Source organism: Xanthomonas sp. JAI131 (assembly GCF_013410075.1).
Taxonomy (GTDB): Bacteria; Pseudomonadota; Gammaproteobacteria; order Xanthomonadales; family Xanthomonadaceae; genus Xanthomonas_A; species Xanthomonas_A bonasiae.
Window position 1 is genome coordinate 31,858 of record NZ_JACCCN010000002.1, and the last position, 24,829, is coordinate 56,686.

24 protein-coding genes are annotated in these 24,829 nt (G+C 69.8%); 12 read left to right on the plus strand and 12 right to left on the minus strand.

The genetic code is table 11. The annotated features are described in order from the left end of the window. Window positions 1-28: 28 nt before the first annotated feature. A complete protein-coding gene (locus HDC36_RS06900) occupies window positions 29-1,072 on the plus strand; it encodes an HD domain-containing phosphohydrolase (RefSeq protein WP_179565746.1) in 1,044 nt (347 codons plus the stop codon). A gap of 105 nt (window positions 1,073-1,177) precedes the next feature. Here HDC36_RS06900 and rlmKL read toward each other — a convergent pair whose 3' ends face one another. From rlmKL to HDC36_RS06925, 5 genes are all read right to left on the minus strand, one after another. Next, window positions 1,178-3,358: a bifunctional 23S rRNA (guanine(2069)-N(7))-methyltransferase RlmK/23S rRNA (guanine(2445)-N(2))-methyltransferase RlmL gene (gene rlmKL, locus HDC36_RS06905; protein ID WP_179565748.1), complete on the minus strand. Its 2,181-nt coding sequence runs from the start codon at window positions 3,356-3,358 to the stop codon at window positions 1,178-1,180. A gap of 202 nt (window positions 3,359-3,560) precedes the next feature. Next, entirely contained in the window at window positions 3,561-5,174 is a 1,614-nt protein-coding gene (locus HDC36_RS06910) for an ATP-binding cassette domain-containing protein (RefSeq protein ID WP_179565750.1), read from the minus strand. A 165-nt stretch (window positions 5,175-5,339) separates the two neighbouring features. After that, a complete protein-coding gene (locus HDC36_RS06915) occupies window positions 5,340-5,849 on the minus strand; it encodes an N-acetyltransferase (RefSeq protein WP_179565752.1) in 510 nt (169 codons plus the stop codon). A 43-nt stretch (window positions 5,850-5,892) separates the two neighbouring features. Continuing rightward, the gene (locus HDC36_RS06920) at window positions 5,893-6,420 is read right to left on the minus strand and encodes an alpha/beta fold hydrolase (protein WP_179565754.1); all 528 of its coding nucleotides are present in this window, start codon (window positions 6,418-6,420) and stop codon (window positions 5,893-5,895) included. After that, window positions 6,417-6,908 carry an MOSC domain-containing protein gene (locus HDC36_RS06925; RefSeq protein WP_179565756.1) on the minus strand — a complete coding sequence of 164 codons (492 nt, stop codon included), beginning with the start codon at window positions 6,906-6,908 and terminating at the stop codon, window positions 6,417-6,419. Before HDC36_RS06925 ends, HDC36_RS06920 begins: the two co-directional genes overlap by 4 nt. A gap of 22 nt (window positions 6,909-6,930) precedes the next feature. On the opposite strand from HDC36_RS06925, the gene HDC36_RS06930 reads away from it, so the two are divergent. Further along, the gene (locus tag HDC36_RS06930) at window positions 6,931-7,524 is read left to right on the plus strand and encodes an N-acetylmuramoyl-L-alanine amidase (protein WP_179565758.1); all 594 of its coding nucleotides are present in this window, start codon (window positions 6,931-6,933) and stop codon (window positions 7,522-7,524) included. A 122-nt stretch (window positions 7,525-7,646) separates the two neighbouring features. Here the strand turns inward: HDC36_RS06930 and HDC36_RS06935 are convergent, their stop codons facing one another. The 4 genes from HDC36_RS06935 to HDC36_RS06950 form a co-directional block, all read right to left on the minus strand. Further along, window positions 7,647-8,579, minus strand: a complete 933-nt coding sequence (locus HDC36_RS06935) for a DUF1684 domain-containing protein (RefSeq protein ID WP_179565760.1) — start codon at window positions 8,577-8,579, stop codon at window positions 7,647-7,649. Between the two features lie 76 nt (window positions 8,580-8,655). Further along, window positions 8,656-9,537: a sulfurtransferase gene (locus HDC36_RS06940; protein WP_179565762.1), complete on the minus strand. Its 882-nt coding sequence runs from the start codon at window positions 9,535-9,537 to the stop codon at window positions 8,656-8,658. Continuing rightward, window positions 9,534-10,334 carry a DUF1289 domain-containing protein gene (locus HDC36_RS06945; protein WP_179565764.1) on the minus strand — a complete coding sequence of 267 codons (801 nt, stop codon included), beginning with the start codon at window positions 10,332-10,334 and terminating at the stop codon, window positions 9,534-9,536. Before HDC36_RS06945 ends, HDC36_RS06940 begins: the two co-directional genes overlap by 4 nt. A gap of 116 nt (window positions 10,335-10,450) precedes the next feature. After that, window positions 10,451-11,152, minus strand: coding sequence for an FKBP-type peptidyl-prolyl cis-trans isomerase (locus tag HDC36_RS06950; protein ID WP_145707454.1), 702 nt, complete (start codon window positions 11,150-11,152; stop codon window positions 10,451-10,453). A gap of 160 nt (window positions 11,153-11,312) precedes the next feature. On the opposite strand from HDC36_RS06950, the gene HDC36_RS06955 reads away from it, so the two are divergent. Genes HDC36_RS06955 through nth form a run of 3 tightly spaced genes read left to right on the plus strand, consistent with a single transcriptional unit; the run spans window position 11,313 to window position 13,147 of the window. Further along, window positions 11,313-12,095: an enoyl-CoA hydratase-related protein gene (locus HDC36_RS06955; RefSeq protein ID WP_179565766.1), complete on the plus strand. Its 783-nt coding sequence runs from the start codon at window positions 11,313-11,315 to the stop codon at window positions 12,093-12,095. 12 nt (window positions 12,096-12,107) lie between these two features. Then, on the plus strand, window positions 12,108-12,476 hold the full coding sequence (locus tag HDC36_RS06960) for a hypothetical protein (RefSeq protein WP_179565768.1): 369 nt from the start codon (window positions 12,108-12,110) through the stop codon (window positions 12,474-12,476). Then, window positions 12,473-13,147 carry an endonuclease III gene (gene nth / locus HDC36_RS06965; RefSeq protein WP_179565770.1) on the plus strand — a complete coding sequence of 225 codons (675 nt, stop codon included), beginning with the start codon at window positions 12,473-12,475 and terminating at the stop codon, window positions 13,145-13,147. The genes HDC36_RS06960 and nth overlap by 4 nt, the downstream gene beginning before the upstream one ends. Before the next feature lie 847 nt (window positions 13,148-13,994). Here the strand turns inward: nth and HDC36_RS06970 are convergent. The 3 genes from HDC36_RS06970 to HDC36_RS06980 all read right to left on the minus strand — a co-directional run bounded on the left by HDC36_RS06970 (window position 13,995) and on the right by HDC36_RS06980 (window position 16,756). Further along, a complete protein-coding gene (locus tag HDC36_RS06970; RefSeq protein ID WP_179565771.1) occupies window positions 13,995-15,563 on the minus strand; it encodes a SulP family inorganic anion transporter in 1,569 nt (522 codons plus the stop codon). Window positions 15,564-15,583: 20 nt separating this feature from the next. Beyond that, the gene (locus HDC36_RS06975; RefSeq protein ID WP_179565773.1) at window positions 15,584-16,273 is read right to left on the minus strand and encodes a carbonic anhydrase; all 690 of its coding nucleotides are present in this window, start codon (window positions 16,271-16,273) and stop codon (window positions 15,584-15,586) included. A gap of 183 nt (window positions 16,274-16,456) precedes the next feature. Next, complete coding sequence (locus tag HDC36_RS06980) at window positions 16,457-16,756, minus strand: hypothetical protein (RefSeq protein WP_241093253.1); 300 nt, start codon at window positions 16,754-16,756, stop codon at window positions 16,457-16,459. Between the two features lie 318 nt (window positions 16,757-17,074). Here HDC36_RS06980 and HDC36_RS06985 point away from each other — a divergent pair, with 318 nt between their 5' ends. From HDC36_RS06985 to phoU, 7 genes are all read left to right on the plus strand, one after another. Continuing rightward, entirely contained in the window at window positions 17,075-18,325 is a 1,251-nt protein-coding gene (locus HDC36_RS06985) for an OprO/OprP family phosphate-selective porin (protein WP_179565777.1), read from the plus strand. A gap of 166 nt (window positions 18,326-18,491) precedes the next feature. Next, a complete protein-coding gene (pstS, locus tag HDC36_RS06990; RefSeq protein WP_179565779.1) occupies window positions 18,492-19,511 on the plus strand; it encodes a phosphate ABC transporter substrate-binding protein PstS in 1,020 nt (339 codons plus the stop codon). A gap of 422 nt (window positions 19,512-19,933) precedes the next feature. Further along, window positions 19,934-21,034, plus strand: a complete 1,101-nt coding sequence (pstS, locus tag HDC36_RS06995; RefSeq protein ID WP_179565781.1) for a phosphate ABC transporter substrate-binding protein PstS — start codon at window positions 19,934-19,936, stop codon at window positions 21,032-21,034. Between the two features lie 240 nt (window positions 21,035-21,274). Next, on the plus strand, window positions 21,275-22,249 hold the full coding sequence (gene pstC, locus HDC36_RS07000; protein ID WP_179565782.1) for a phosphate ABC transporter permease subunit PstC: 975 nt from the start codon (window positions 21,275-21,277) through the stop codon (window positions 22,247-22,249). Next, window positions 22,249-23,115, plus strand: a complete 867-nt coding sequence (gene pstA, locus HDC36_RS07005; protein ID WP_179565784.1) for a phosphate ABC transporter permease PstA — start codon at window positions 22,249-22,251, stop codon at window positions 23,113-23,115. The genes pstC and pstA overlap by 1 nt, the downstream gene beginning before the upstream one ends. A gap of 19 nt (window positions 23,116-23,134) precedes the next feature. Further along, window positions 23,135-23,962, plus strand: a complete 828-nt coding sequence (pstB, locus tag HDC36_RS07010) for a phosphate ABC transporter ATP-binding protein PstB (RefSeq protein ID WP_179565786.1) — start codon at window positions 23,135-23,137, stop codon at window positions 23,960-23,962. 71 nt (window positions 23,963-24,033) lie between these two features. Beyond that, a complete protein-coding gene (gene phoU / locus HDC36_RS07015; protein ID WP_179565788.1) occupies window positions 24,034-24,744 on the plus strand; it encodes a phosphate signaling complex protein PhoU in 711 nt (236 codons plus the stop codon). Window positions 24,745-24,829 lie beyond the last annotated feature (85 nt).

The following is a 24,829-nucleotide window of genomic DNA, read 5'->3' on the forward strand; positions in this document are numbered from 1 at the left end:
CCGCGGGTGAACCCGACAAGGAACCACGATGGTCCAGCCCCCCATCCTGTGCGTAGACGACGAAGCCAGCAACCTGGCGCTGATCCGCCAGATCCTGCGCGAGGACTACGCCCTGGCCTTCGCCAAGAACGGCGCCGAGGCGCTGCGCGCGGTGGTCAAGCACCGCCCGGCGCTGATCCTGCTCGACGTCGACCTACCCGACCTGGACGGCTACACCATCGCCCGCACCCTGAAACAGGACCCGCGCACCGCGGCGATCCCGATCATCTTCGTCACCGGCAAGGACAAGGACGCCGACGAGAGCATCGGCTTCGAGGCCGGCGGCGTGGACTACATCACCAAGCCGTATTCGCCGAGCATCCTGCGCGCGCGGGTGCGCACCCACCTGTCGCTGGTCACCGCCGCCAGCCTGGCCAGCAGCCACCGCGACGCGATCCAGATGCTGGGCATGGCCGGCCACTACAGCGACTCGGACACCGGCACCCACATCTGGCGCATGGCCGCCTATGCGCGCGCACTGGCGATCGCCGCCGGCTGGTCGCGCGAGGACGCCAACCTGCTCGAGCAGGCCGCGCCGATGCACGACACCGGCAAGATCGGCATCCCCGACGCGATCCTGAAGAAGCCGGGGCCGCTGGATGCGGACGAATGGGCGGTGATGAAGCGGCATCCGCAGATCGGCTACGACATCCTCAGCCGCAGCAGCGCGCCGCTGTTCCGGCTCGCCGCCGAGGTCGCGCTGTACCACCACGAGCATTGGGACGGCAGCGGCTACCCGGCCGGCCTGGCCGGCGAACGCATTCCCGAGTCGGCGCGGATCGTGGCCCTGGCCGACGTGTTCGATGCGCTGACCACGCAGCGCCCGTACAAGGACGCATGGCCGCTGGCGAAAGTGATGAACCTGTTCCAGCAGCAGGCCGGCACCCAGTTCGAGCCGCGCCTGGTTGGCCTGTTCACCGAGATCCTGCCGCAGATCCTGCAGATCCAGGACTACTGGAGCGAACGCGAACCGGGCGACGACGTGCCGCACCGCGCCAGCGCGCAGGCCTCGGCGCGGCATCGCGATGGTTGAGCCGTCCGCACGCTGTCCGCACCAATGTAGGAGCGGCTTCAGCCGCGACAGAACCTATCCGTAGAGCCTGTCGCGGCTGAAGCCGCTCCTACAGAGGAACCCATCTCAGCGCCGCTGCAACCGCCAGGCGCGATGGATGCGCGGATTGCGCTCGAAATCCGGCGCGATGGTCTGCGCGGTGATCTCCTCGCACGACGCGAAGTCGGCCAGCGCGTCCTCGTCCAGCTTGAAGCGGCGGAAATTGTTGGAGAAATACAGCACGCCCTCCGGCATCAGCCGCGCCACCGCCGCGCGCAGCAGCCGCACGTGCTCGCGCTGCAGATCGAAATCCTCGGCGCGCGCGGAGTTGGAGAAGGTCGGCGGATCGCAGAAGATCACGTCGTAGCGGTTCTTCTCCGCCTCCAGCCAGGTCAGCGCGTCGGCCTGCACCAGCCGATGCTGGGCGCCGCCCTTGCCGTTGAAGCCCAGATTGTCCGCGCACCACTGCAGGTAGGTGCCGGACAGGTCCACGCTGGTGGTGGAATCGGCGCCGGCCACCGCGGCCTGCACGCTGGCCACGCCGGTGTAGCAGAACAGGTTGAGGAAGCGCTTGCCGCGCGCCTGCTGCGCCATCGCCCCACGCAGCGGGCGGTGGTCCAGGAACAGGCCGGTGTCCAGATAATCGAACAGGTTCACCCGCAGCAGCGCGTCGTGTTCGCGCACCACCAGGAACTCGCCGCGCTGCTCGAAGCGCCCGTACTTGCTGCCGCCCTTGCCGCGCTCGCGCGACTTCAGCGCCACCCGCTCGGCCGGCACCTCGAACACCTCGCGCGCAGCGGCCAGCAACTCGTTGCGGCGGCGGCGCACGTCGGCATCGGGAATCTCCTCCGGCGCGGCGTATTCCTGCACGTGCAGGTAGGTGCGGGCCTGGCCGCCGTCTTCCTGGTACACGTCGATCGCCGCCGCGTATTCGGGCAGGTCGGCGTCGTAGGCGCGGAAGCAGCTGACCTGTTCGCGCGCGCGCCAGTTCTTGAACTTGCGCAGGTTCTTGCGCAACCGGTTGGCGACCATCTGCGCGCCGTCGCTGAGCGCGCGCGGCGCCTCGGCCGGCTCGCGCTGCGCGACCGCGATCGGGTCGCAGACGATCAACGGACATTCCAGCGCGCCATTGAACATCTGGTATTTCTTCGCCGCGCGCAGGCCGGTGGCATAGGCCAGGTCGGCATTGCCGCACAGCAGGCTGGCGCGCCACTGCGGCACCGCGCGCTTGAGCGCCTCGCCCAGGCGCCGGTACAGCGCGGTGTCGGCGGCCAGGCGCTCGTCGTACGGCGGATTGCACACCACCGTGCCCAGCGCCTGCGCCGGCGTGCGCAGGTCGGCGACATCGCGCACCTCGAACACGATCGCCGCGGCGAACCCGGCCGCCTGCGCGTTCTCGCGCGCGGCGCGGATCGCATGCGGATCGATGTCGCTGCCATGGATCACCGGCCGCAGCGCGGCGCGGCCGGCCGCCTCGCGCTGCCGCGCCTCGGCCAGCAGGGCGCGCCAGGCCTCCTGGTCGAAGCCCAGCCAGCGGCTGGGCGCGGCACTGAATTGCAGCGGGCCGGCGTCGCCGCGGCGTGCGGCGGCCAGATCGCCGCGCAGCAGCCCCGGGGCCACGTCGGCGGCCATCAGCGCGCCTTCGATCAGCAGCGTGCCGCTGCCGCACATCGGATCCAGCAGACCGCCGCCCTGCGCGTACAGCTGCGGCCATTGCCCGCGCAGCAACACCGCCGCGGCCAGGTTCTCCTTCAGCGGCGCGGCGTTCTGCACCTGGCGCCAGCCACGCCGGTGCAGCGAGCCGCCGCCCAGGTCCACCGACAGCGTCGCGCGGCCCTTGCGCAGCGACAGGTTCAGGCGCAGGTCCGGATCCTCCACGTCCACCGACGGCCGCTCCAGGCCTTCGCCGCGCAGCGTGTCCACCACCGCGTCCTTGACCCGCTGCGCGGCATAGCGCGCGTGCGTGATCGCGGTGCCGGACACGTGCGCGTCCACCGCCAGGGTGTGCTGCGAGGTCAGGTGCTCGCGCCACGGCAACGCCGCCACGCCGGCATACAGCGCGGTCTCGTCGGGGCAGTCGAACTCGTCCAGCGGCCACAGCACGCGGCTGGCCAGGCGCGACCACAGCACCGCGCGCTGCGCATCGCGCAGCGTGCCTTCGCTATTGACCCCGGACACGGTGGCGGTGGCTTTGGCAACGCCGAGCGCGAGCAGCTCGTCGACGAGCAGGTATTCCAGGCCCTTGGCGCAGGAGACGAAGAATTTCACGGGAATGCGGACCACACGAAGAAGGAGGGATGCGCGGGCGGGCGCCAGGCCCGCCCCGCGCGTATCGCGGCAGCGCGGCCCACGGCGGGCGGGCGGCGGCAACGGACGGGAAGACGCGAATGGTCGGCCATCGCGCCCGCCATTACCAGCCCGGGGCGCGGTCCACGCCCGGCGCTTGGCGCCCACGACGCGCGGCGCGCGCTCACCACGGCGCCAGCCGCCAGCCGTCCGGATCGGCCTGCAGGCGCGCGTCCAGGCGCAGGCCGTCGAGGAACGCGGCATCGTGCGACACCACCAGCAGCGCGCCCGGGTACTGCAACAGCACCTGCCGCAGCGCCTCGCGCGCGTCCAGATCCAGGTGGTTGTCCGGCTCGTCGAGCAGCAACAACTGCGCCGGCGGATCGCGGTAGAACGCGCAGGCCAGCGCCGCCTTCAGGCGCTCGCCGCCGCTGAGCCGGCCGCTGGGCACGCCGATGCGCTGCGCGTCCAGGCCGAGCAGGGCCAGCCGCGTGCGCAGGTCGGCCACGTCGGCCACCGCATTGGCCGCCTGCAGCTGCGCCAGCGGCGGCTGTGCCGGATCGAGCAGCTGCAACCCCTGGTCCAGGTAGGCGCTGGGCACATGCACCTCGCAGCGTCCGGCCAGCGGCGCCAGTTGGCCGTCCAGCACCCGCAGCAGGGTCGATTTGCCGCTGCCGTTCGGCCCGACCACGCCGATCCGCTGGCGGCCGCCGATGCACAGCTCCAGCGCGGCGCGCGCCGGCGGCGCGTACGGCAGCCGCAGGCCACGCAGTTCGGCGACCCGGCGCCCGGCCGCCGCAGCCGGCATCGGCGCGAACAAGGCGACCGGCGCCGCGGCCTCGACCGCGTGCGCGGCCTCGCGCACCTGCGCGGACAGCCGTGCGTGCGCGGCAGCCGCTTGCTGCCGGTGCCTGCCGGCGCTGTGTTCGCTGCGCTGCTTCTGCCGGCCAAGCAGGATCGGCGCCTGGTTGGCGTCCTGCGCCTGGCGGCGGCCATGCGCGCTGCGCCGCTGCTGGCGCGCCTGCTGCTCGCGCAGCGCATCGCCCTGGCGCCGGCGTTCGTGTTTGCAGCGTTCCAGCTCGGCCAGCGCCTGCTGTCGCTCCTGCGCCTTGCACTGCGTGTAGAACGCGTAACCGCCGCCATAGTCGCGCAGGCCCAGCGACGACAGTTCCACGATGCGCTGCATGTCCTGCAGCAGCGCGCGATCGTGGCTGACCACCAGCAGCCCGTGCGGCCAACGCCGCAGTTGCTGCTGCAGTTGCCAGCGCTGCTCACGGTCGAGATGGTTGCTCGGTTCGTCCAGGATCAGCACATCGGCGTCGGACAGCCAGGCGCCGAGCAGCGCCACGCGCATCGCCTCGCCGCCGCTGAGCATGGCCGCCGGCCGCTCCGGCGCCAGCTGGCCGAGCCCGTGCAGTTCCAGTTCGGCGCGCAGGCGCTGGGCGATATCCCAGCGCTCGCCGAGCGCGTCGAAGTCGGCCGGATCGGCGCTGCCGGCCTCGATCCGCGCCAGTGCGTCCAGCGCCGGGCGCACCCCGGCCAGCGAGGCCACCGTGGCGTCGGCGGCGCGCACGATCTGCTGCGGCAGGTAATGGATGCGGCCGTGGCGCTGGCAGTGCCCAGCGCTCGGCGCCAATTGACCGGCCAGCAGGCGCGCGAACACGCTCTTGCCGACGCCGTTGCGGCCGACCAGGCCGGTGCGGCGCGCATCGAGTGCGAAATCGAGATCGGAAAACAGGGGCCTGCCATCGGCCAGGACATACGACGCGCTGTCCAGCGCGAGCAAGGGATGCGTCATGGGAACTCCACAGATGCCGGTCACGCCCGCCGCAGTCGGCAGGAACGGACAAGGCCGTCGAAGACGGCGGCATCAATGGCGCATCGGCGGAATCCTCGGCTCGCGGATCTGAAGCGCGATGGTAACCCGCGTGTCCGCGGCCGGGCAAAGGCGCGGCGGCGGCGCTCAGCCGCCGGCCAGGAACGCGTCGTGGTATTCGGCTTCCGCCACCGGCGGCAGGCGGTCGCCGAAACCGATCGCCTGGAAGTACCCGGCCGGCACCCCGGGCAACACCAGTCCCGGTTCCGGCGCGAAGCCGAAACGCGCGTAGAACGCAGGCTCGCCGAGCACCACGCAGCCAGCCGCACCCAGCGCCTGCAGCTGCGCCAGCGCCTCGCGCACCAGCCGCGTGCCCAGCCCCTGGCGCTGGTGGCCCGGCCCCACCGACAGCGGCCCCAGCGCGTACCAGCCGCGGCTGCCATCGGAGAGCTGCACCGGCGACACCGCCACATGGCCGACGATGTAGCCGTCGTGCTCGACCACCAGCGACAGGGTCAGCGCGCCGTCCGCGCGCAGCCGTTCGATGATCTGCTGCTCGTCGTGGCGGCTGTGCGCGACGCGGAAGAACGCGACCAGGGTCAGCGCCTCGATCGCGGCGTGGTCGGCCTGGGTCTCGGCGCGGATGTTCAGTTCCATCGGTGGCTCCGGTTGATGCGGCCCGCTGCGCGCGACACGCCGCTCACAGCGTTTCCAGCAATTCGGCGAACGCGCGCGCCGAGGTCTCGACGTGGTCGCCCAGGCGGTGCATGTCGTCGACCAGCAGCAACCGCGCCGCGCGCGCCTGCGCCCAGGCGATCACCTCGGCCGCGGGAATCAGTTCGTCGTGCCAGGCATGCACGATCGAGATCGGCACCGGCGCCGCGTCCAGCGCCGGCATCCAGCCCATCCGCGTCGGCGGCACCATCAGGAACAGGCCGCGCACCGGCACCTGCAGCGACACCTGCGCGGCGATGTAGGCGCCCAGGCTGGAGCCGGCCAGCACCACCGGCCCGCGCTGCGCGGCGGCCTGCGCCAACCCGAGCAGACGCTGCAGCCGCGCCGGCACGTCGCCGAGCTGGCTGACCTCGCGGCGCGCGTCCAGGTCGGTGAAGTCCGGGCGCTCGTGGCTCCAGCCCAGCCGCTGCGCGACCTCGGCCAATGCCGCGACCTTGATCGCGTCCGGGCCGCTCTCGAAGCCGTGCGCGAGGATGCAGTGGCCGCGGCTCACAGCGCCACCACCGCATCGCCGAGCCGCAGCGTGCCGCCGTGCACGATCCGCGCGCACAGGCCGCCATGGCCGCGCATCGCGTTGTAGCCGCCCGGGCCCAGCGCGTCCTCCATGCGCGAGCACGGATCGCATGGCGCGATGCCTTCCAGCTCGACCTCGCCGATGCGGAAACGGCGCCCTTTCAGTGCGATCAGCGGGATGCCGGAGACGACCAGGTTGCGCCGCAGCGTCGCCGGCGCCACCTGCGCATGGCCGGCCAATGCGGCGATCGCCGGCAGATGCTCGGCCTGGATCAGGGTCAGCCCGCGCGTGCCGTTGCGGCCGGCGTAGCGGTCGCCGAACAGGCCGCCATCGGCGTGCGCCACCGCCTGCGCCACTTCGAGCATCGGCACGTCGCGCGCCGGGCGCAGGCCTATCCAGTCCACGCGTCCGGCGCGCGGCAACGTGGCGAGCAGCGTCGCCAGCGGGCTATCGGGATTCAGAGTCATCGGCGAATGCTAGCATCCGTGTATGTCGCAGACCCCGCCGTTGCCGATCCACGATGCGCCCCTGCCCTACGTCGAACGGCTGCAGGCGCGCACCCTGGACGCGATCGATCTGGCGGTGATCCATTGCACCGAACTGCCCGACCTGGCCAGCGCGCGCGCCTACGGCGAACGCGTGCTGTATCCGTCCGGCACCGGCAACAGCGGCCACTTCTACATCGACCGCGACGGCAGCGTGTACCGCTACGTGCCGCTGCAGCGGGTGGCGCACCACGTGCGCGGCTACAACCCGCGCTCGCTGGGCATCGAACTGGTCAACCGCGGCCGCTATCCGCATTGGCTGGATTCGCGCCACCAGGCGCTGGACGAAGCGTATCCGCCGGCGCAGATCCAGGCGCTGATCGCGCTGCTGCACCAGTTGCAGGCGCAGTTGCCGCAGCTGCGCCACATCGCCGGCCACGACGCGCTGGACCGCAGCCGCGAAACCGCCAGCGACGATCCGGCGCGGCAGGTGCAGCGCAAGCTCGATCCCGGCCCGCTGTTTCCGTGGGCGCAGGTGCTGGAGGCGGTTGCGCTGGTGCCGTATGCGCCCTCGGCAAATGAGCTTTCAGACCGCTGACACCGCCCCCCTGTAGGAGCGGCTTCAGCCGCGACAGGCACCCTGATGGCGCGTGTCGCGGCTGAAGCCGCTCCTACAAAGGCAGCAGCCACACCGCGCCCCACGGCGCCAGCGCCGCAGGCTCAGCGCGGACCGACGTAGTTCTTCTCGCCTGCGGTCACCGCCAGCTCCAGGCGATTGCCGACCGGCGCCAACGGGCACACCACGTGGACGGTGAACGCGCACGGCGGGTTCTGCGCCAGGTTGAAGTCCAGCACGATGCGCTCGCCCTGCGGCGGCTCCACGAACAGATAGCGCGCGCCGCCATAGCTCTCGCGGCCGCTGGTGCGGTCGGTGAACGGGAAGAACAGCCGCTTGCCGTCGTCGTCGCGCAGCGCCTGCAAGCGGTAGCGGCGGCCGTCCAGGGTGAACTCGGCGCTGCCCGCCAGCGCCAGCGGCTGCGGCGTGCCGATCGAGGTGAGCAGTACGATCGCGCGCGGCAGCGGGGCCGGATGCCAGTCGGCGACCACGCGCCAGCGCGGATCGATCGGGAAATAGTCGATGCCGCGGAAGCTGCCGCGCGCGGCCGCATGCGGATCGCGGAAGCGCCAACCGAACAGGTTGCCGGTGCGCACCACGTAGAACTCCTGCTCGCCCAGCGCCAGCCGCGTCTCGCTGCCGTGCGCCGCATCGGTGCCGAGGCGGCCGGCGCGGAACGGTTGCCCGCGCACCGTCGGCGCGGCGCCTTCGGCAGCTTCGAACGACACGCCGGCATCGGCATCGATGCGCAGGCTGCCCAGGTGCGCGGGGCCTGACGGCAGCTGCACGTCGTTGCCTGCGGCACTGCCCACCTGGTGCACGCCGCTGCGCAGCCGGCCGGAACCGGTATAGCTGAGCCAGCCGCCCGGCGCGCGCAGCCGCGCCACGCGTTGCGCGCGGCGCTGTTCCACCGCCATCCGGTAGTGCGTGCCGGACTGCGAGCGCGGCGAGGCATCGGCGCCTGCGGCGCGCGGCCGCTCGCCGCAGGCGGCCAGGCCCAGCGCCGCCGTCAGCATCCACATCCCACGCCAGCGCATCGCCTCAGCCTCTGTAGTTGCCACCCATGTCTCCTCCACGCCACGCCGACGCGCCACGGCGCCCCTGCGGTGGCAGCTAGCCGCTGGCGCGCGGCCGCGCCGGGTCGGCGATCCAGCCGCTCCACGATCCGGCATACACGCGCGCACCGTGCAGGCCGGCATGCTCCAGCGCCAACAGCAGATGGCAGGCGGTCACGCCCGACCCGCACATCAGCACCACCTCGCGCGGATCGCGCCCGTGCAGCAGCGGCTCCAGCTCGGCGCGCAGCTCCTGCGGCGGACGCAAGCGCCCATCGCGCAGGTTCTGGCCCAGCGGGCGGTTGATCGCGCCGGGCACGTGCCCGGCGACCGGATCGATCGGTTCGACCTCGCCGCGGAAGCGCTCGCCGGCGCGCGCATCCAGCAGCCAGCCCGGCGCCTCGTGCAGGCGCGCGGCGACTTCCTCGGCATCGGCGATACGGCCGGCGTCGAAGCGTTGCGGATACGGCGGCTGCGGCGCAGGCGTTGCGGCGGCATCGGTTTCCGGCAGGCCGAGCCGGCGCCATTCGGCCAGGCCGCCGTCGAGCACGGCGACGCGGCGATGCCCGAGCAGGCCCAGCATCCACCACAGCCGCGCCGCGGCCATGCTGCCGTCGCCGGCGTCGTAGACCACCACCTGGGTGTGCGGCGCGATGCCCCAGCGCCCCAGCGTCTGCGCGAACGCATCGGCGTCGGGCAAGGGATGCCGGCCCAGGCCGCGGCGGCCGAGGTCGGACAGATCCGTGTTGAGATCGGCGTACACCGCACCGGGCAGATGCGACTGCGTGTAGGCCTGGCGCGCGAGCTGCGCGGCCTGCGGATCGGCGAGCGCGGCAGCGGCGAAACGCGCATCCACGAGGCGCAGGTCGGGATAGCCGAGCGCGGCGGCCAGCGCCGGCGCATCGACCAGGTGCTTCCACTCGGGGAAAGGTTCGCTCATGCGGTTTGCTCCAGTCGTCGGCGCAGGTTGAGCAGGATCGCCGCGGTCGCGCCCCAGATCCGCTGCCCCGGCCAGCCGTATTCCAGCACCACCCGCGGCCGTCCGCGGTAATCGGTCTCGATGCTGCGAAGATTGTCGGGCGCCATCAGGTAGGCCAGCGGCACGTCGAACACGTCCGCCACTTCGTCGGGATGCGGCTGCGGCACGAACGCCGGATCGATCGCGGCCACCACCGGCATCACCCGGAAACCGCTGATGGTCACGAACGGATCGAGGTAGCCCAGCGGTTCCACCTGCGCCGCGGACAGCGCGATTTCTTCCTCGCTCTCGCGGATCGCCGCGGCCACCGCATCGGCGTCGTCGGCTTCGATGCGGCCGCCGGGAAAACTGACCTGGCCACCATGGTGGCGCAGGCTGTCGGTACGCCGGGTCAGCAGCACGTGGGTGCCGTCGGCGCGCGGCAGCAGCCCGACCAGCACCGCCGCTTCGGCCAGTGCGCCGTCGGGCAGCAGGTCGTGCAGTTCGTGGTGGTTCCAGCCGGGACCGTCGGGCGGCAGCTGCAGCGGATGCAGCGCACGCAGCAGCCGCGTGCGCTCGGCCAGGCGCTGGCCCGGCGTCGGCGACCAGCCGCGTGCCGGCAGCACCTCCTGCATGTAGCGCTGGCGCTCGGCGTCGCTCATGCCACGCCAGCGCGCGATCTCGTCGCCGCTGCGCAGGCAGCCCGCGCAGTAGCCCTGCGCGTCGAGCGTGCACAGACCGATGCAGGGCGTGAGCAACGCATGGGGGACGGGATCCATCGGATTCGACACCTGCTCAGACTAGCGCGATTCGCGGGCAGCGGCACTTTCCCCGCCGCAAAAAAAATTGCGCCGGCGTTGCCGCCGGCGCAATCGTCATGCACTGGACAGCGCGCTTACTTGACGCTGATCAGCTTGATCTCGAACTGCACCGCCACGTTCGGCGGGAACGGCGTGCGCGGGTCGGCGCCATAGGCCTTGTCCGGCGGCAGGGTCACTTCCCACTTGGAACCGGCCGGCATCTGCAGCAGCGTGTCGCGCATGGCCTGCATCTCGACTTCGCTGACCTTGATCGACGGGATCTGCTGCGCCGGACGCGCCTGCGCCGGGCGCTGGCCGAACGGGTACGGACCGGCCACTTCCAGCTGCACGGTGCTGGCCTGGGTCGGCTTGGCGCCCTTGCCGGCTTCGATCACGCGGTACTGCACGCCGCTGGGCAGCGTCTGCACGCCGGCCTTGGCCTTGTTCTGCGCGATGAACTGGTCGCTCTTGGTCTTGTTCTCGGCAGCGGCCTTCTCGTAGTCGGCCTTGGCCTGCTGGGCACGGGCCTGCTCGCGCTTCTGGAACGCTTCGACGGCCGGCTTCAGCTGGTCGGCGGCGACCGCCGGCTGCTTCTTGGCGTAGGCATCCTGCAAGCCCTTCACCACCGCATTGATATCGAGCTGCTCGCCGCGGCCGGACAGTTCGGCAAGGTTGTTGCCGTAGTCGTAACCGAAGTAATAGCTCAGCTTGCCCTTCTCGGACGAGGTGTCCTGGGCGAACGCATTGCCGCTCAGGGCAAGGGCCGCCACGGCGACCGCAATAGAACGCAACTTCATCAAACAATTCTCCAGGGTGGTGGCACAGGACGGCCTGTGCCGCCTGAGATGACGCGTTAGGATAGCCGCCGCGGCGCATAACCGCTACCGACGACGCAACTCTGACAAACAAGCGTCGCCGGAGTTCCCTTCACTCTTTTTTTACATCTCAGGAATGGCCATGTCCGGCACGCCGGTCGTCACCACGACCCAAGATGCGATCCGCATCGTCACCGTGAACCGCGCTGACAAGCTCAACGCGTTGAATCGCCAAACATTACAGGCGCTGGACGCGGCCTTCGCCGAGGCCGAGTCCGACCCCGGCATCCGCGTCGTGGTGTTGACCGGCGCCGGCGAGAAGGCCTTCGTGGCCGGCGCCGACATCGCCGAAATGAACGAACTCACACCGGTTCAGGGTCGCGACTTCTCGCAGCTGGGCCAGCGCCTGATGCGCCGGATCGAGCGCCTGTCCAAGCCGGTGCTGGCGATGGTCAACGGGTTCGCGCTCGGCGGCGGGCTGGAACTGGCCATGGCCTGCCACCTGCGCGTGGCCGCCGACAGCGCCCGGCTCGGCCAGCCGGAGATCAACCTCGGGCTGATCCCCGGCTTCGGCGGCACCCAGCGCCTGGTGCGTCTGGCCGGCCGCGCCGCGGCGCTGGAACTGTGCCTGCTCGGCACGCCGATCGATGCGGCGCGCGCGCTGCAGTTGGGCCTGGTCAACCGCGTGGTGCCTGCGGCCGAGTTGCGCGAGGCCACGCTGCAGCTGGCACGGCAACTGGCCGCGGCCGCGCCGCTGGCGTTGCGCGGCATCCTCGACGCGATCCAGGTCGGCGCCGAATCGGCGATCGAGCAAGGCCTCGAGTACGAGACCGCGCAGTTTGGCCTGCTGTTCTCCAGCGAGGACATGCGCGAAGGCACGCGCGCATTCCTGGAGCGGCGCCCGCCGCTGTTCCGCAATCGCTGAGTCGCGCGCCCGATGCCCGACCTGCCCTCCCCCGCATCGCCGCTGCACCTGTTGCGCTGGGTGCTCGACGACGATCTCGACGCGGCGATCGATGCCGGCCTCATGGACTACGTCGGCACCGCCGACGACGACCTGCTCGATCCGGCGTATCCGCAGCTGCGCACGCAGCTGCTGGCGGCGCAACAGCGCCTGCGCGAGGCCTGGGCCGCGCGCGAACGCTACCGCGCACGCAGTGCACGCCTGGCGCGCCGCGCCGCCGCACGCGAAGCCCGGCGCGCACCGCCGGCGACCGTCGCCGCCGCGGCGCCGTCGCTGCCGCCGGCCGCGGCCGCGATCCTGGCGCGGGCCAAGGCCAGGGCCGCCGCGCGGGGTCCGCAATGAGCGCAGCGGTCGCCGCGCCGCGGCGTGGACCCACCTTGAGCAAGGCCGAGATCCACGAACTGTTCTCGCGCCTGTCCGAACTCAATCCCACGCCGACCACCGAGCTGGACTACAGCACGCCGTTCGAGCTGCTGATCGCGGTGATCCTGTCGGCGCAGGCCACCGATGTCGGGGTCAACAAGGCCACGCGTCGTCTCTATCCGGTGGCGAACACGCCGGCGGCGATCCTGGCGCTGGGCGAGGATGGCCTTAAGCGCTACATCTCCACCATCGGCCTGTTCAACGCGAAGGCCAAGAACGTGATCGCCACCTGCCGCATCCTGGTCGAGCAGTACGCCGGCGACGTGCCACGCGACCGCGCGGCGCTGGAGGCCTTGCCCGGGGTCGGCCGCAAGACCGCCAACGTGGTGCTCAACACCGCCTTCGGCGAGCCGACCATCGCCGTGGACACGCACATCTTCCGCGTCGCCAACCGCACCAGCCTGGCACCGGGCAAGGACGTGCGCGCGGTCGAGGACGGCCTGCTCAAGCGGGTGCCGGCGCAGTTCATGCACGATGCGCACCACTGGCTGATCCTGCACGGCCGCTACGTGTGCAAGGCGCGCAAGCCGGAGTGCCCGCGCTGCGTGATTCGCGACCTGTGCCGGTTCAAGGACAAGACGCCGGCGTGAAGCTGTTCCAACGACAGCCGTCGTAGCGCCGCTCAGCTTCACTGTAGGGAGCGGCTTCAGCCGCGACAGCGTCCCAAGCCGGAATTCCCACCGCTTCCCTCGTCGCGACTGAAGTCGCTCCCACAAGGGTTTCCGCGGCGCAATCGAGTTGCGAGACCTCTTGCGGGGGAGACTTCAAGTCCCGACTGCATGCCAGTTCGGAACGTCCACCGCTTCGCTCGTCGCGGCTGAAGCCGCTCCTACACCAGCTAGCGGATCGCCAGCCGGGTGCACTGTAGGAGCGGCTTCAGCCGCGACCGCTCGCGCAATCGAAAGACCTATCGCCGCGTTCGTCGCAACCGAAATTGCCCCACAAAGGCTTCCCAAGCGCAGCTGAGCTACGAGGTCTTTGTGGAAGGGACTTCAGTCCCGACTGCATAACAGTTCGGAACATCCACCGCTTCGCTCGTCGCGGCTGAAGCCGCTCCTACACCAGCTTGCGGATCGCCGGCCGGATGCACTGTAGGAGCGGCTTCAGCCGCGACCGCTCGCGCAACCGAAAGACCTATCGCCGCGTTCGTCGCAACCGAAATCGCCCCCACAAAGGCTTCCCAAGCGCAGCCAAGCGGCGAGGCCTTTTGTGGGAGGGACTTCAGTCCCGACTGCGTACCAGTTAGGAACGTCCACCGCTTCGCTCGTCGCGGCTGAAGCCGCTCCTACACGGCCTGCGAATAGCCGGCTGGGTGCACTGTAGGAGCGGCTTCAGCCGCGACAGCTTCCGAATCAGGAATACCCGCAGCTGCACTGGTCGCGACCGAAGCCACTCCTGCACGATTCCCGTGCATGCGCATCAGAACGGCGCGGCCCGCTACGCCGCGCGCTGCCCCTCCACGCGTCGGTCCAGTTCCTTCCAGTCCACCACCAGCGCGCAGCCGCGGGCGGCGGCATTGCGGCTCCAGTCGCGCAGCAGTTCCAGGCAGGCATGGTCGACGTGATGCAGCCGCGCCACGTCCAGATGCAGCTCGGTGTTGGGCGGCAACCGCTCCAGGGTGCGCGCCATCGTCGGCACGCGCAGGAAGGTCGCCGAGCCCTCCAGCGACAGGCGCAGCTTGCCGGCTCCGGCCCCTGCCGCAGCGCTGCCGTCGGCGTCCTCGTGCGCATGCACGCCGACCTTCAGCCGCGACTGCTGCAGCGCCAGCCGCAACAACGACAGGGCGAAACCGATCAGCACGCCGGTGAGCAGGTCGGTGGCGACGATGGCGAAGGTGGTCGCCAGGTAGATCGCGGCGGTGCCGCGGCCGTAGGCGGCCAGGTCGCGCACCTGCCCGAGCTTGACCATCTTCAGCCCGGTATAGACCAGGATGCCGGCCAGGCACGCCACCGGGGTCATCCGCAGCAGCCACGGCAGCAGCAGCGCGAACACCAGCAGCCAGCCGGCGTGCAGGATGGTGGACATGCGTGTGGCGGCGCCGGCCTGCACGTTGGCCGCGCTGCGCACGATCACGCCGGTCATCGGCAACGCGCCGAGAAAGCCGCACAGCATGTTGCCCACGCCCTGCGCGGCGAGTTCGCGATCGTAGTGGGTGCGCGGGCCGTCGTGCATGCGGTCCACCGCCGCCGCCGACAACAAGGTCTCGGCGCTGGCGATGAAGGCGAAGGTGAAGGCCGACAGCAGCAGCGTCGCATCGAACACGCCGAGCATCTCGGCCAGGGTCGGGGTCTGGATCGCCGAGAACAGGTTGGCCGGCACGTCGACCTTGCGCACGTCCAGGCCCTGCAACTGCACCAGCGCGGTCATCGCCACCACCGCCAGCAACGCGCCGGGCACGAAGCGCAGCGGTTGCGGCCGCAGCCGCTCCCAGGCCAGCATGATCGCGATGGTGCCCAGGCCGACCAACAGCGCGGCACGGCCCACGCCCGCATCCAGCGCCTGCCACAGCACCGCCGGCAAGGCGGCGAAGTTCTCCAGCCCGCGCGCCTTCGGCGCCGCATCCATCAGCACGTGCGATTGCGAGGCGACGATCAGGATGCCGATGCCCGAGAGCATGCCGGCGACCACCGCCGGCGAGGTCATGCGGAACCACACCCCGGCCCGGCACAGCCCGGCGATCAACTGGATCGCGCCGGCCAGCAGAATCACCGGCCCCAATGCGGCCACGCCATGCTGGCGCACGAGTTCGAACACCAGTACCGCCAGGCCGGCGGCCGGGCCGCTGACCTGCAGCGGCGAGCCGGCGATCATGCCGACCACCAGGCCGCCGACGATGCCGGTGATCAGGCCCGCGGCCGGCGGCATGCCCGAGGCGATGGCGATGCCCATGCACAGCGGCAGCGCGACCAGGAACACCACCACCGAGGCCAGCAGGTCGCGGCCGAACGCGCCGTTGCGCAGGTAGCCGGCGAGCGCGGAGGCGCCGGCGCGGGAGGGTTCTGTCATGGTTCGCATGGTCGACTCCTTCAGACCGCGACGTTGCGCAGGACCGGCACCAGGCGCGGGCGCGGGGTGGCTTCGGGCGCGCGCTTGCCCTCTTCCGGCAGCAGCGGCACGAAGCGGCCCTGCTCGGCGTCGAAGGCGCGGATCTCGCCGTGGGCGATGTCGTAGATCCAGCCATGGATGCGCAGCGCGCCGCGTGCCAGCCGCGCCGCCACCACCGGCTGGGTGCGCAGGTGGTCCAGCTGCGACACCACGTTCTCCTCGGTCAGGCAGTGCAGCGCGTCCTCGGGGTGCCCGGCGTGGTCGTGCTGCGCGGCGACCTGGCGCGCGCTGTCGGTGTGCTTGAGCCAGGCGGCCACGTTCGGCACGTCCTGCAACGCGTCGGGGTTGAGTACCGCCTTCATCGCGCCGCAGTCGGTGTGGCCGCAGACCACGATGTGTTTCACCTGCAGCACCGCCACCGCGTATTCGATCGCCGCGACCACGCCGCTGACGTGCTGCGAGTACGGCGGCACCACGTTGCCGATATTGCGGTAGACGAACAGTTCGCCGGGCTGCGCGGCGAACATCAGTTCCGGCATCACCCGCGAATCGGCGCAGGTGATGAACAGCGTATGCGGGGTCTGGCCGCCGGCCAGTTGCCGGAACAGGCCGCGCTGGCGCGGGTAGACCTCCTTGCGGAAGTGGCGGAAACCATTGAGCAGACTTTCCATGGGGGAACCTCGGGACAAGGGAAAGGCGTCTCCGCGGCGGATGCCGCAGAACGGGGGACGGACAGCGAGGGCCGCGCCGTGGACGCACTGCGCGAGTGCAGCAGGCGCTGGCGGGCGGGTGGAAGTCGGAGCGGCGATCGACCTCGACGCGGCCAGCGGCCGAGCGAGATCGGATCCGCTGGCTCAGGCGCTGGGAGGTCGCAGGCGCGGCCGCGGATGGGTGCCGGCGCCGTGCCGCGCCGCCGGCTCGGGCCAGATCGGCGCGATGCGTGCCGGCCGCCATGGCGCGGCCGGCAGCACCGGCGTGTCGTCGTACGCAAGCTGATCGGCGCTGCTGCGCGATGCGTCCTGCGCGTCCGCCACCTGCACCTCCGGCGCAGCCGCCTGGCCGCTGTCGGTCGGCGCCGGCGCCAGCGCCGTCGGCGCCGGGCGCAACGCCGGCATCAGCGCCAGCAGCGCGATCAGCAACAGTGCGGCGAGCATCGGCATCCGTTTGCGGGCATGCGAGTTCATGTCTCCACGCTACCCAGCGGGTCCGCGACCGACAAGTGGTGCAGCGCACAAAAGAGCCAATCGATGGCGCGCTGGCGAGACGATGCCGCGCTTTGTGATGTCCGTCGTCCGCCACACCCGCGTGCGGCATTTCATCTGCGCGCCATCGGAACGCAACATGGCGCGCGTCCAATGGCGCAGATAACGCAGTGGCGTGCACCGGCGTGCACGCCCGGTGTACGTTAAGTGTCACATTTACGCAATCTTCACATATTAGCCTGCGCGCATCTTCCACCGCCCAGGCAACCCATGAAACTGTCTCGCACCCTTCTCTCGGCAGCCGTGCTCGCTGCGATGTTCGCGCCTGCCGCCCACGCCGAAATCGCCATCGACGTGATCGGCGGCTCGGAAATCTCCTTCGAAGGCCTGGTCCAGGCCGACGGCAACTGGTACGACAACGACGTCCAGGACCTCAACGGCACCACCGGCAACAACGGCAAGAACTCCGAGTTCGGCATCCGCCGCGCCGAGCTGGTCGCCAAGGGCAAGGGCCCGGGCAACTACGAGTGGGTCGTCGGCTACGACGCCAGCACCCTGCGCGAGTCGGCCAACAACGGCACCACCGTGCGCAGCACCGGCAAGTTCCTGGACAACAACATCAAGTACAAGTTCGGCGGCAACGCCAACAACTTCCTGCAGGTCGGCCAATACAAGCAGCCCAACAGCCTGGAAGAACTGTCCAGCACCAAGAACAACGACTTCATCTCCAAGGCCTCGGTCACCAACACCTACGCGGTGTCGCGTCGCCTCGGCGGCGCGGTCGGCTACGGCGACAACAACTGGAGCGTGGTCGGCAGCGTGTTCGGCCGCGAGCTGACCCGCAACCTGGCGCACGGCAGCGGCTACGGCGCGCGCGGCACCTTCGCGCCGATCAACGAGTCGGGCAACATCCTGCACTTCGGCCTGAGCTACGTGAACTACGACACCGACGCCGACACGCTACGCCTGCGCGCGCGTCCGGACGCCGACCTGGCCTCGGTGCGCCTGGTCGACAGCGGCAACCTGACCAACACCGACCGCATCGGCGTGATCGGCGGCGAAGCGATGTGGGTCACCGGCCCGTTCAAGACCCAGGCCGAGTACTACAACGCCAAGGTCGAGCGCTACGGCTCCAGCGACAACTACAGCAGCGACGGCTGGTACCTCAGCGGCGTGTGGAACATCACCGGCGAGACCTGGGGCTACAAGGCCGGCGTGCCGACCACCCCGCTGCCGAACGAACCGGCCAGCGGCATGTGGCAGCTGGGCGTGCGTTACGACAGCATCGACCTGAACGACGGCGACCTGATCGCGCGTCCGGTCGGCGCACCGCTGGTCGACGGCGTGCTCGGCGGCAAGATGAGCACCTGGACGGTCGGCGCCAACTGGTACTGGCGCTCCAACTTCAAGCTGGCGCTGAACTACGTGATGGTGGACAGCAGCAAGTACAGCAGCACCACCCGCGGCAACGTCAGCGACAAGCCGAACATCCTCGAAGCGCGCGCGCAGTTCTACTGGTAATCGCCGCGGCCCGATGCCGCGCGCGGCGCATGCCGTGCGCGGCATCGGCGCCATGCTCCGTCGCAGCGTCATGTTTCCGTCATGTAGCAGCCCCGGCACCGTCATCGAACGGTTATGTAATGACCGCATGCGGTGCCCCGCATACCACCCTTCAGGAGCTTCCTCCGTGATCCTCTCGCTCAAATCCCGCGTCGCGACTGCTGTCGTCGCCGCGTCGTTCGTGTTCGCCGCCAATGCCGCCGATGTCACCGGCGCGGGCGCCTCGTTCATCTATCCGGTCATGTCCAAGTGGTCGGCCGACTACAACGCCGCGACCGGCAAGAAGGTCAACTACCAGTCGATCGGTTCCGGCGGCGGTATCGCCCAGATCAAGGCCGCCACGGTCGACTTCGGTTCTTCCGATGCGCCGCTGAAGCCGGACGACCTGGCCGCGTCCGGCCTGGCCCAGTTCCCGTCGGTGATCGGCGGCGTGGTGCCGGTGGTCAACGTGCAGGGCGTCGCCCCGGGCGCGCTGAAGCTGGACGGCAAGACCCTGGCCGACATCTTCCTGGGCAAGGTCAAGACCTGGAACGACCCGGCGATCGTCGCCCTGAATCCGGGCGTGAAGCTGCCCGACGGCAAGATCACCGTGGTGCATCGCTCCGACGGTTCGGGCACCAGCTTCAACTTCACCAACTACCTGTCCAAGGTCAACCCGGACTGGAAGAGCAAGGTCGGCGAAGGCACCGCGGTGCAGTGGCCGGTCGGCATCGGCGGCAAGGGCAACGAAGGCGTCGCCGCCTACGTCAAGCAGATCAAGGGCGGCATCGGCTACGTCGAGCTCTCCTACGCGCTGCAGAACAAGATGTCCTACACCGCGATGAAGAATGCCGCCGGCAAGTTCGTGCAGCCCAGCGACGAGAGCTTCGCCGCCGCTGCCGCCAGCGCCGACTGGGCCAGCGCCAAGGACTTCTACCTGGTGATGACCAACGCCCCGGGCGAGGCGTCGTGGCCGATCACCGCGACCAACTTCATCCTGGTCCACAAGCAGCCGAAGAACCCGGCCAGCGCCAAGGCCACCAAGGACTTCTTCAAGTGGGTCTACGCCAACGGCGACGCCCAGGCCAAGCAGCTGGACTACGTGCCGCTGCCGGACGCGCTGGTCAAGCAGATCGACGCGTACTGGAGCGCCAACCTGAAGTATTGATCGGCTCTCTCTCCGCCGATCGCTACCCGGACGCGGGCCCCTCACGGGGCCCGCGTTTTTGTTCCTTTTCCCTCCGAGACCATGCCCCCTTCTCCCCTCGGACCATGGCCCCTTTTTCGGGGAAGGTGTCCGAAGGGCGGATGAAGGCAGGCGCGAAGCGGTGCCTGATCTCGCAGGACGCACCAGAGCCGACCAGAGACCGGAGGACGCGCGCACCAGCGCAGCGAGTCCGCCCATCTGCGCGTGGCTTCGCCCGTCCCCTTCCCCCCGGCCCCGCTCGCGACGGCAGAAGGGAGCGAAGCTGCTGTTTTCCTTGACCAATTTCACGCACGGGCAGCTACGTCATGAGGCTGTAACAAAAACATCATTTCATAGCGAACATCCGCCGGACCTTCCGGCCCTCTTCGCTACGGAGTGACCCCATGAAATTGCAGCCGGCACGCTTTGCCGTCCTGTCCCTGGCCCTCGCCTTCGCCGTCACTGCCTGCCAGCCGGGCAATGGCGACAAGCCGCAGGGTGCCGCCGATGCGGCAGGTGGTGCGCCCGCAGCCGCTCCGGCCGACGGCGCCAAGACCGCCGCGGAAATCTCCGGCGCCGGCGCCTCCTTCATCTATCCGCTGGTGTCCAAGTGGTCGGCCGACTACCACACCGCCACCGGCAACAAGATCAACTACCAGTCGATCGGCTCCGGCGGCGGCATCGCCCAGATCAAGGCCGGCACCGTCGATTTCGGTTCCTCCGACAAGCCGCTGGACAGCGCCGAGCTGGCCGCCGCCGGCCTCGGCCAGTTCCCCTCGGCGATCGGGGGGGTCGTGCCGGTGGTCAACCTGGACGGCATGGAAGCGGGCAAGCTGAAGCTGACCGGCAGCGTGCTGGCGGACATCTTCCTCGGCAAGGTCACCACCTGGAACGATCCGGCGATCGTCGCGCTGAATCCGGGCACCACCCTGCCCAGCACCAAGATCAACCTGGTGCACCGCTCCGACGGTTCGGGCACCAGCTTCAACTTCACCAACTACCTGTCCAAGGTCAGCCCGGACTGGAAGAGCAAGGTCGGCGAAGGCACCTCGGTGCAGTGGCCGGGCGGCGTCGGCGGCAAGGGCAACGAAGGCGTGGCCTCGTACGTGCAGCAGATCAAGGGCTCGATCGGCTACGTCGAACTGGCCTACGCGCTGCAGAACAAGATGCCGTACGCCTCGCTGCAGAATGCGGCCGGCAACTGGGTCCAGCCCAACGCCGAAAGCTTCGCCGCGGCGGCCGCGTCGGCCGACTGGGCCAACGCCAAGGACTTCAACCTGGTCATCACCAACGCCGCCGGCGCGCAGGCGTGGCCGATCACCGCCACCAACTTCATGCTGATGCACAAGCAGCCCAAGGATGCGGCGCGCAGCAAGGCGACCCTGGAGTTCTTCAAGTGGGCGTTCGAGAAGGGCCAGCCGCAGGCCAACGAACTGCACTACGTGCCGCTGCCGCCGGAGCTGGTGCAGCAGATCGAGGCGTACTGGGCCAAAGAGTTCAAGTAAGCGCCACTCCGCTTCCGCCCACGCCGGCGGAAGCATGTGCGCGGCGGCGTGACGCGCCGCGCATGTGAACCGCGCCCGGCATTGCTGCAGGCAGCGCCGGGCGCCGCATCGGTACGACGTAGTCCGGACTTTCGGGTTCCCGCTCGCGCGGGAGCGACGCAGCCACCCACCGCGCGCGGCCATCGCCGCCGCGGCAACGATCGGACCGCGCCACCGCGCGCTCCGGCAAACACCGAGCCCATGAACGCCACTGTCATTCCCGAAGCGATACCGGCGCCCAGCGGACGCGACCTGCGCGACGCCCGTGCCGACCGTCTGTTCCGCTGGACGCTCACCGCCACCGTCGTCTTCGTCCTCATCGCCCTGGCCAGCGCGGCGCTGTCGATGCTGTGGGGCGGCCGCCATGCCTTGCAGATGCAGGGCCTGAGCTTCTTCTACTCCAGCGAATGGAATCCGGTCGAGAACAAGTACGGCGCGCTGGCGCCGATCTACGGCACCCTGGTCACCGCCATGATCGCGATGCTGATCGCGGTGCCGGTGAGCTACGGCATCGCATTCTTCCTGACCGAAGTGTCGCCGCGCTGGCTGCGCGGCCCGATCGGCACCGCCATCGAACTGCTGGCCGGCATCCCGTCGATCATCTACGGCATGTGGGGCCTGTTCGTGCTGGTGCCGGTGATGACCGAATATGGCACCCCCTGGCTCAACGACCACGTCGGCACGCTGCCGGTGATCGGCCCGATGTTCCAGGGCCCGCCGCTGGGCATCGGCCTGCTCACCGCCGGCTTCGTGCTGGCGATCATGGTGATCCCGTTCATCTCCTCGGTGATGCGCGAAGTGTTCCTGACCGTGCCGACGCGCCTGAAGGAATCGGCCTACGCGCTGGGTTCGACCAAGTGGGAAGTGAGCTGGGACATCGTGCTGCCCTACACCCGCTCGGCGGTGATCGGCGGCATCTTCCTGGGCCTGGGCCGCGCGCTCGGCGAAACCATGGCGGTGGCGTTCGTGGTCGGCAACACGGTGCGGCTGTCGCCGTCGCTGCTGGAACCGGGCACCACCATCGCCGCGCTGATCGCCAACGACTTCGGCGAGGCCACCGAGACCTACCGCTCGGCGCTGCTGTTGCTGGGCTTCGTGCTGTTCATCGTGACCTTCGTGGTGCTGGCGATCGCCCGCCTGATGCTGCAGCAACTGTCGCGCCGGGAGGGCAACTAATGGCCGCCGACATCGCCGACCGTCTGTACAACCGCCGCCGCGTGGTCAACGTGTTCGCGCTGCTGCTGTCCTGCTTCACCGCGCTGTTCGGGCTGGCGTTCCTGGGCTGGATCCTGTGGACCCTGCTGTCCAAGGGCATCGCCGGCATCGACGTCGACCTGTTCACCCGCATGACCCCGCCGCCGGGCGAAGAAGGCGGCCTGGCCAATGCGTTCTTCGGCAGCGCGGTGATGTGCGGCCTGGCGCTGCTGATCGGCACCCCGCTGGGCGTGGCCGCCGGCACCTGGCTGGCCGAATACGGCAATGCGCGCAAGACCGGCCAGGTGGTGCGCTTCGTCAACGACATCCTGCTGTCGGCGCCGTCGATCGTGCTCGGCCTGTTCGTGTACACGCTGTACGTGATGCAGACCGGCGGGCGCTTCTCGGCGATGGCCGGCGCGCTGTCGCTGGCCTTCATCGTGCTGCCGGTAGTGGTGCGCACCACCGACGAAATGCTGCGCCTGGTGCCTTCGCAGATGCGCGAAGCGGCGCTGTCGCTGGGCATCCCGCAGTGGAAGGTGACGGTGCAGGTGCTGTACCGCAGCGCCTCGGCCGGCATCGTCACCGGCGTGCTGCTGGCGCTGGCGCGCATCAGCGGCGAGACCGCGCCGCTGCTGTTCACCGCATTCGGCAACCAGTACTGGAACAACAATGTCATGCAGCCGATGGCGAGCGTGCCGGTGGTGATGAACTCCTTCGCCGGCAGCCCCTACCCGAGCTGGCAGCAACTGGCCTGGTCCGGCGCGCTGGTGCTCACCGTGTTCGTGCTGCTGGTCAGCCTCGGCGCGCGCGGCCTGCTGAGCCGCTACAAGACATCCAACGATTGATACCCCTATGGAACCGGCCATGAACGATCAGCACAACGCCGCACCGATGCACCGCATCGCCATGCCCACCGGGCACACCGCGCTGGCGCCATCGCCGGTCAAGGTGGCCGCGCGGGGCCTGGACTTCTACTACGACAAGTACCATGCGCTGAAGGGCATCAACATTGAGGTGCCGGAAAAGCGCGTCACCGCGCTGATCGGTCCGTCCGGCTGCGGCAAGTCCACGCTGCTGCGCATCTTCAACCGCATCTATGCGCTGTATCCGAAGCTGGAGGCGCGCGGCGAGGTGCTGCTGGACGGCGAGAACATCCTGTCGCCGAAGTACCCGATGAACCGCCTGCGCAGCAAGGTCGGCATGGTGTTCCAGAAGCCGGTGCCGTTCCCCATGACCATCTTCGAGAACGTCGCCTACGGCATCCGCCACCACGAGAAGCTGTCCAAGGCGGACATGACCGACCGCGTCGAGCAGGCGCTGCGCCAGGGCGCGCTGTGGGACGAGGTCAAGGACAAGCTCGGGCAGAGCGCGCTGGGCCTGTCCGGCGGCCAGCAGCAGCGCCTGTGCATCGCCCGCGCCGTCGCCCTGCGCCCGGACGTGCTGCTGCTCGACGAGCCGACCTCGGCGCTGGACCCGATTTCCACCAGCCGCATCGAGCAGCTGGTCGAAGAGCTGAAGAGCGACTACACCATCGTCATCGTCACCCACAACATGCAGCAGGCCGCGCGCGTGTCCGACTACACCGCCTTCATGTACCTGGGCGACCTGATCGAGCACGACCGCACCGAGATCATCTTCTCGCAGCCCAGCAAGCAGCAGACCGAAGACTACATCACCGGCCGCTTCGGCTGAGACGCCCCGACGCCAGCCCCGCGACGCCAGGACGGCCGCGGCGACACTAACGAATCCAACGGACCTACGACATGAACACCCAGCCGAACGAGCACATCGTGAAGAGCTACGACGAAGAACAGCACCGCATCGCCGCGGAGATCGTGCGCATGGGCGAGACCGCGGTGGCGCAGCTGGAAGCGGCGCTGGACGTGGTCGAGCGCCGCGACGACAACGCCGCGCTGCGCATCGTCGTCAACGACGAGGCGATCGACGCGCTCGAGCATGCGATCAGCAGCGACGTGATGCGGCTGGCGCTGCGTGGACCGATGGCCCGCGACCTGCGCGAGATCCTCGCCGGCCTGCGCATCCCGGCCGACATCGAGCGCATCGGCGACTACGCGGCGAACGTGGCCAAGCGCTCGATCGCGCTGAACACCTCGCCGCCGATGCCGCAGACGCTGGGCCTGCGCCAGCTCGGCAAGCTCGCCGCGCAGCAGGTCCGCGAAGCGCTGCTCGCCTACCAGAGCAACGACGCCGACGCCGCGCTGCGGGTCCGCCAGGGCGATGCGCTGCTGGACGCGCAGTACACCGCCCTGTTCCGCGAACTGCTGACCTACATGATGGAAGATCCGCGCAACATCACCCCGTGCACGCATCTGCTGTTCATGGCCAAGAACCTGGAGCGGATCGGCGACCACGCCACCAACATCGCCGAGAACGTGTGGTTCCTGGTGCATGGCGACCAGCCGCTGCCGCCGCGCGACAAGCGCGACGAAACCAGCAGCACCTCGGGCATCTGAGTCCGGATTCACGCGGCCTCGACGCGGTCGATACGTGGCGACACATATCGACACGTGCAAATGATTGAATCTCCTGGAAATTTTA

Bases quoted from the DNA above. Each gene is read 5' to 3' on its own strand.
- HDC36_RS06900 (WP_179565746.1), top strand. From the start codon at position 29: ATGGTCCAGCCCCCCATCCTGTGCGTAGACGACGAAGCCAGCAACCTG.
- HDC36_RS06940 (WP_179565762.1), bottom strand. From the start codon at position 9,537: ATGAGCGAACCTTTCCCCGAGTGGAAGCACCTGGTCGATGCGCCGGCG.
- pstA (WP_179565784.1), top strand. From the start codon at position 22,249: ATGGCCGCCGACATCGCCGACCGTCTGTACAACCGCCGCCGCGTGGTC.
- HDC36_RS06970 (WP_179565771.1), bottom strand. From the start codon at position 15,563: ATGACAGAACCCTCCCGCGCCGGCGCCTCCGCGCTCGCCGGCTACCTG.
- HDC36_RS06945 (WP_179565764.1), bottom strand. From the start codon at position 10,334: ATGGATCCCGTCCCCCATGCGTTGCTCACGCCCTGCATCGGTCTGTGC.
- phoU (WP_179565788.1), top strand. From the start codon at position 24,034: ATGAACACCCAGCCGAACGAGCACATCGTGAAGAGCTACGACGAAGAA.
- HDC36_RS06975 (WP_179565773.1), bottom strand. From the start codon at position 16,273: ATGGAAAGTCTGCTCAATGGTTTCCGCCACTTCCGCAAGGAGGTCTAC.
- pstC (WP_179565782.1), top strand. From the start codon at position 21,275: ATGAACGCCACTGTCATTCCCGAAGCGATACCGGCGCCCAGCGGACGC.
- nth (WP_179565770.1), top strand. From the start codon at position 12,473: ATGAGCGCAGCGGTCGCCGCGCCGCGGCGTGGACCCACCTTGAGCAAG.
- HDC36_RS06950 (WP_145707454.1), bottom strand. From the start codon at position 11,152: ATGAAGTTGCGTTCTATTGCGGTCGCCGTGGCGGCCCTTGCCCTGAGC.
- pstS (WP_179565781.1), top strand. From the start codon at position 19,934: ATGAAATTGCAGCCGGCACGCTTTGCCGTCCTGTCCCTGGCCCTCGCC.
- HDC36_RS06955 (WP_179565766.1), top strand. From the start codon at position 11,313: ATGTCCGGCACGCCGGTCGTCACCACGACCCAAGATGCGATCCGCATC.
- pstB (WP_179565786.1), top strand. From the start codon at position 23,135: ATGAACGATCAGCACAACGCCGCACCGATGCACCGCATCGCCATGCCC.
- HDC36_RS06985 (WP_179565777.1), top strand. From the start codon at position 17,075: ATGAAACTGTCTCGCACCCTTCTCTCGGCAGCCGTGCTCGCTGCGATG.
- HDC36_RS06930 (WP_179565758.1), top strand. From the start codon at position 6,931: ATGTCGCAGACCCCGCCGTTGCCGATCCACGATGCGCCCCTGCCCTAC.
- HDC36_RS06925 (WP_179565756.1), bottom strand. From the start codon at position 6,908: ATGACTCTGAATCCCGATAGCCCGCTGGCGACGCTGCTCGCCACGTTG.
- HDC36_RS06980 (WP_241093253.1), bottom strand. From the start codon at position 16,756: ATGCTCGCCGCACTGTTGCTGATCGCGCTGCTGGCGCTGATGCCGGCG.
- HDC36_RS06915 (WP_179565752.1), bottom strand. From the start codon at position 5,849: ATGGAACTGAACATCCGCGCCGAGACCCAGGCCGACCACGCCGCGATC.
- HDC36_RS06960 (WP_179565768.1), top strand. From the start codon at position 12,108: ATGCCCGACCTGCCCTCCCCCGCATCGCCGCTGCACCTGTTGCGCTGG.
- HDC36_RS06935 (WP_179565760.1), bottom strand. From the start codon at position 8,579: ATGCGCTGGCGTGGGATGTGGATGCTGACGGCGGCGCTGGGCCTGGCC.
- HDC36_RS06910 (WP_179565750.1), bottom strand. From the start codon at position 5,174: ATGACGCATCCCTTGCTCGCGCTGGACAGCGCGTCGTATGTCCTGGCC.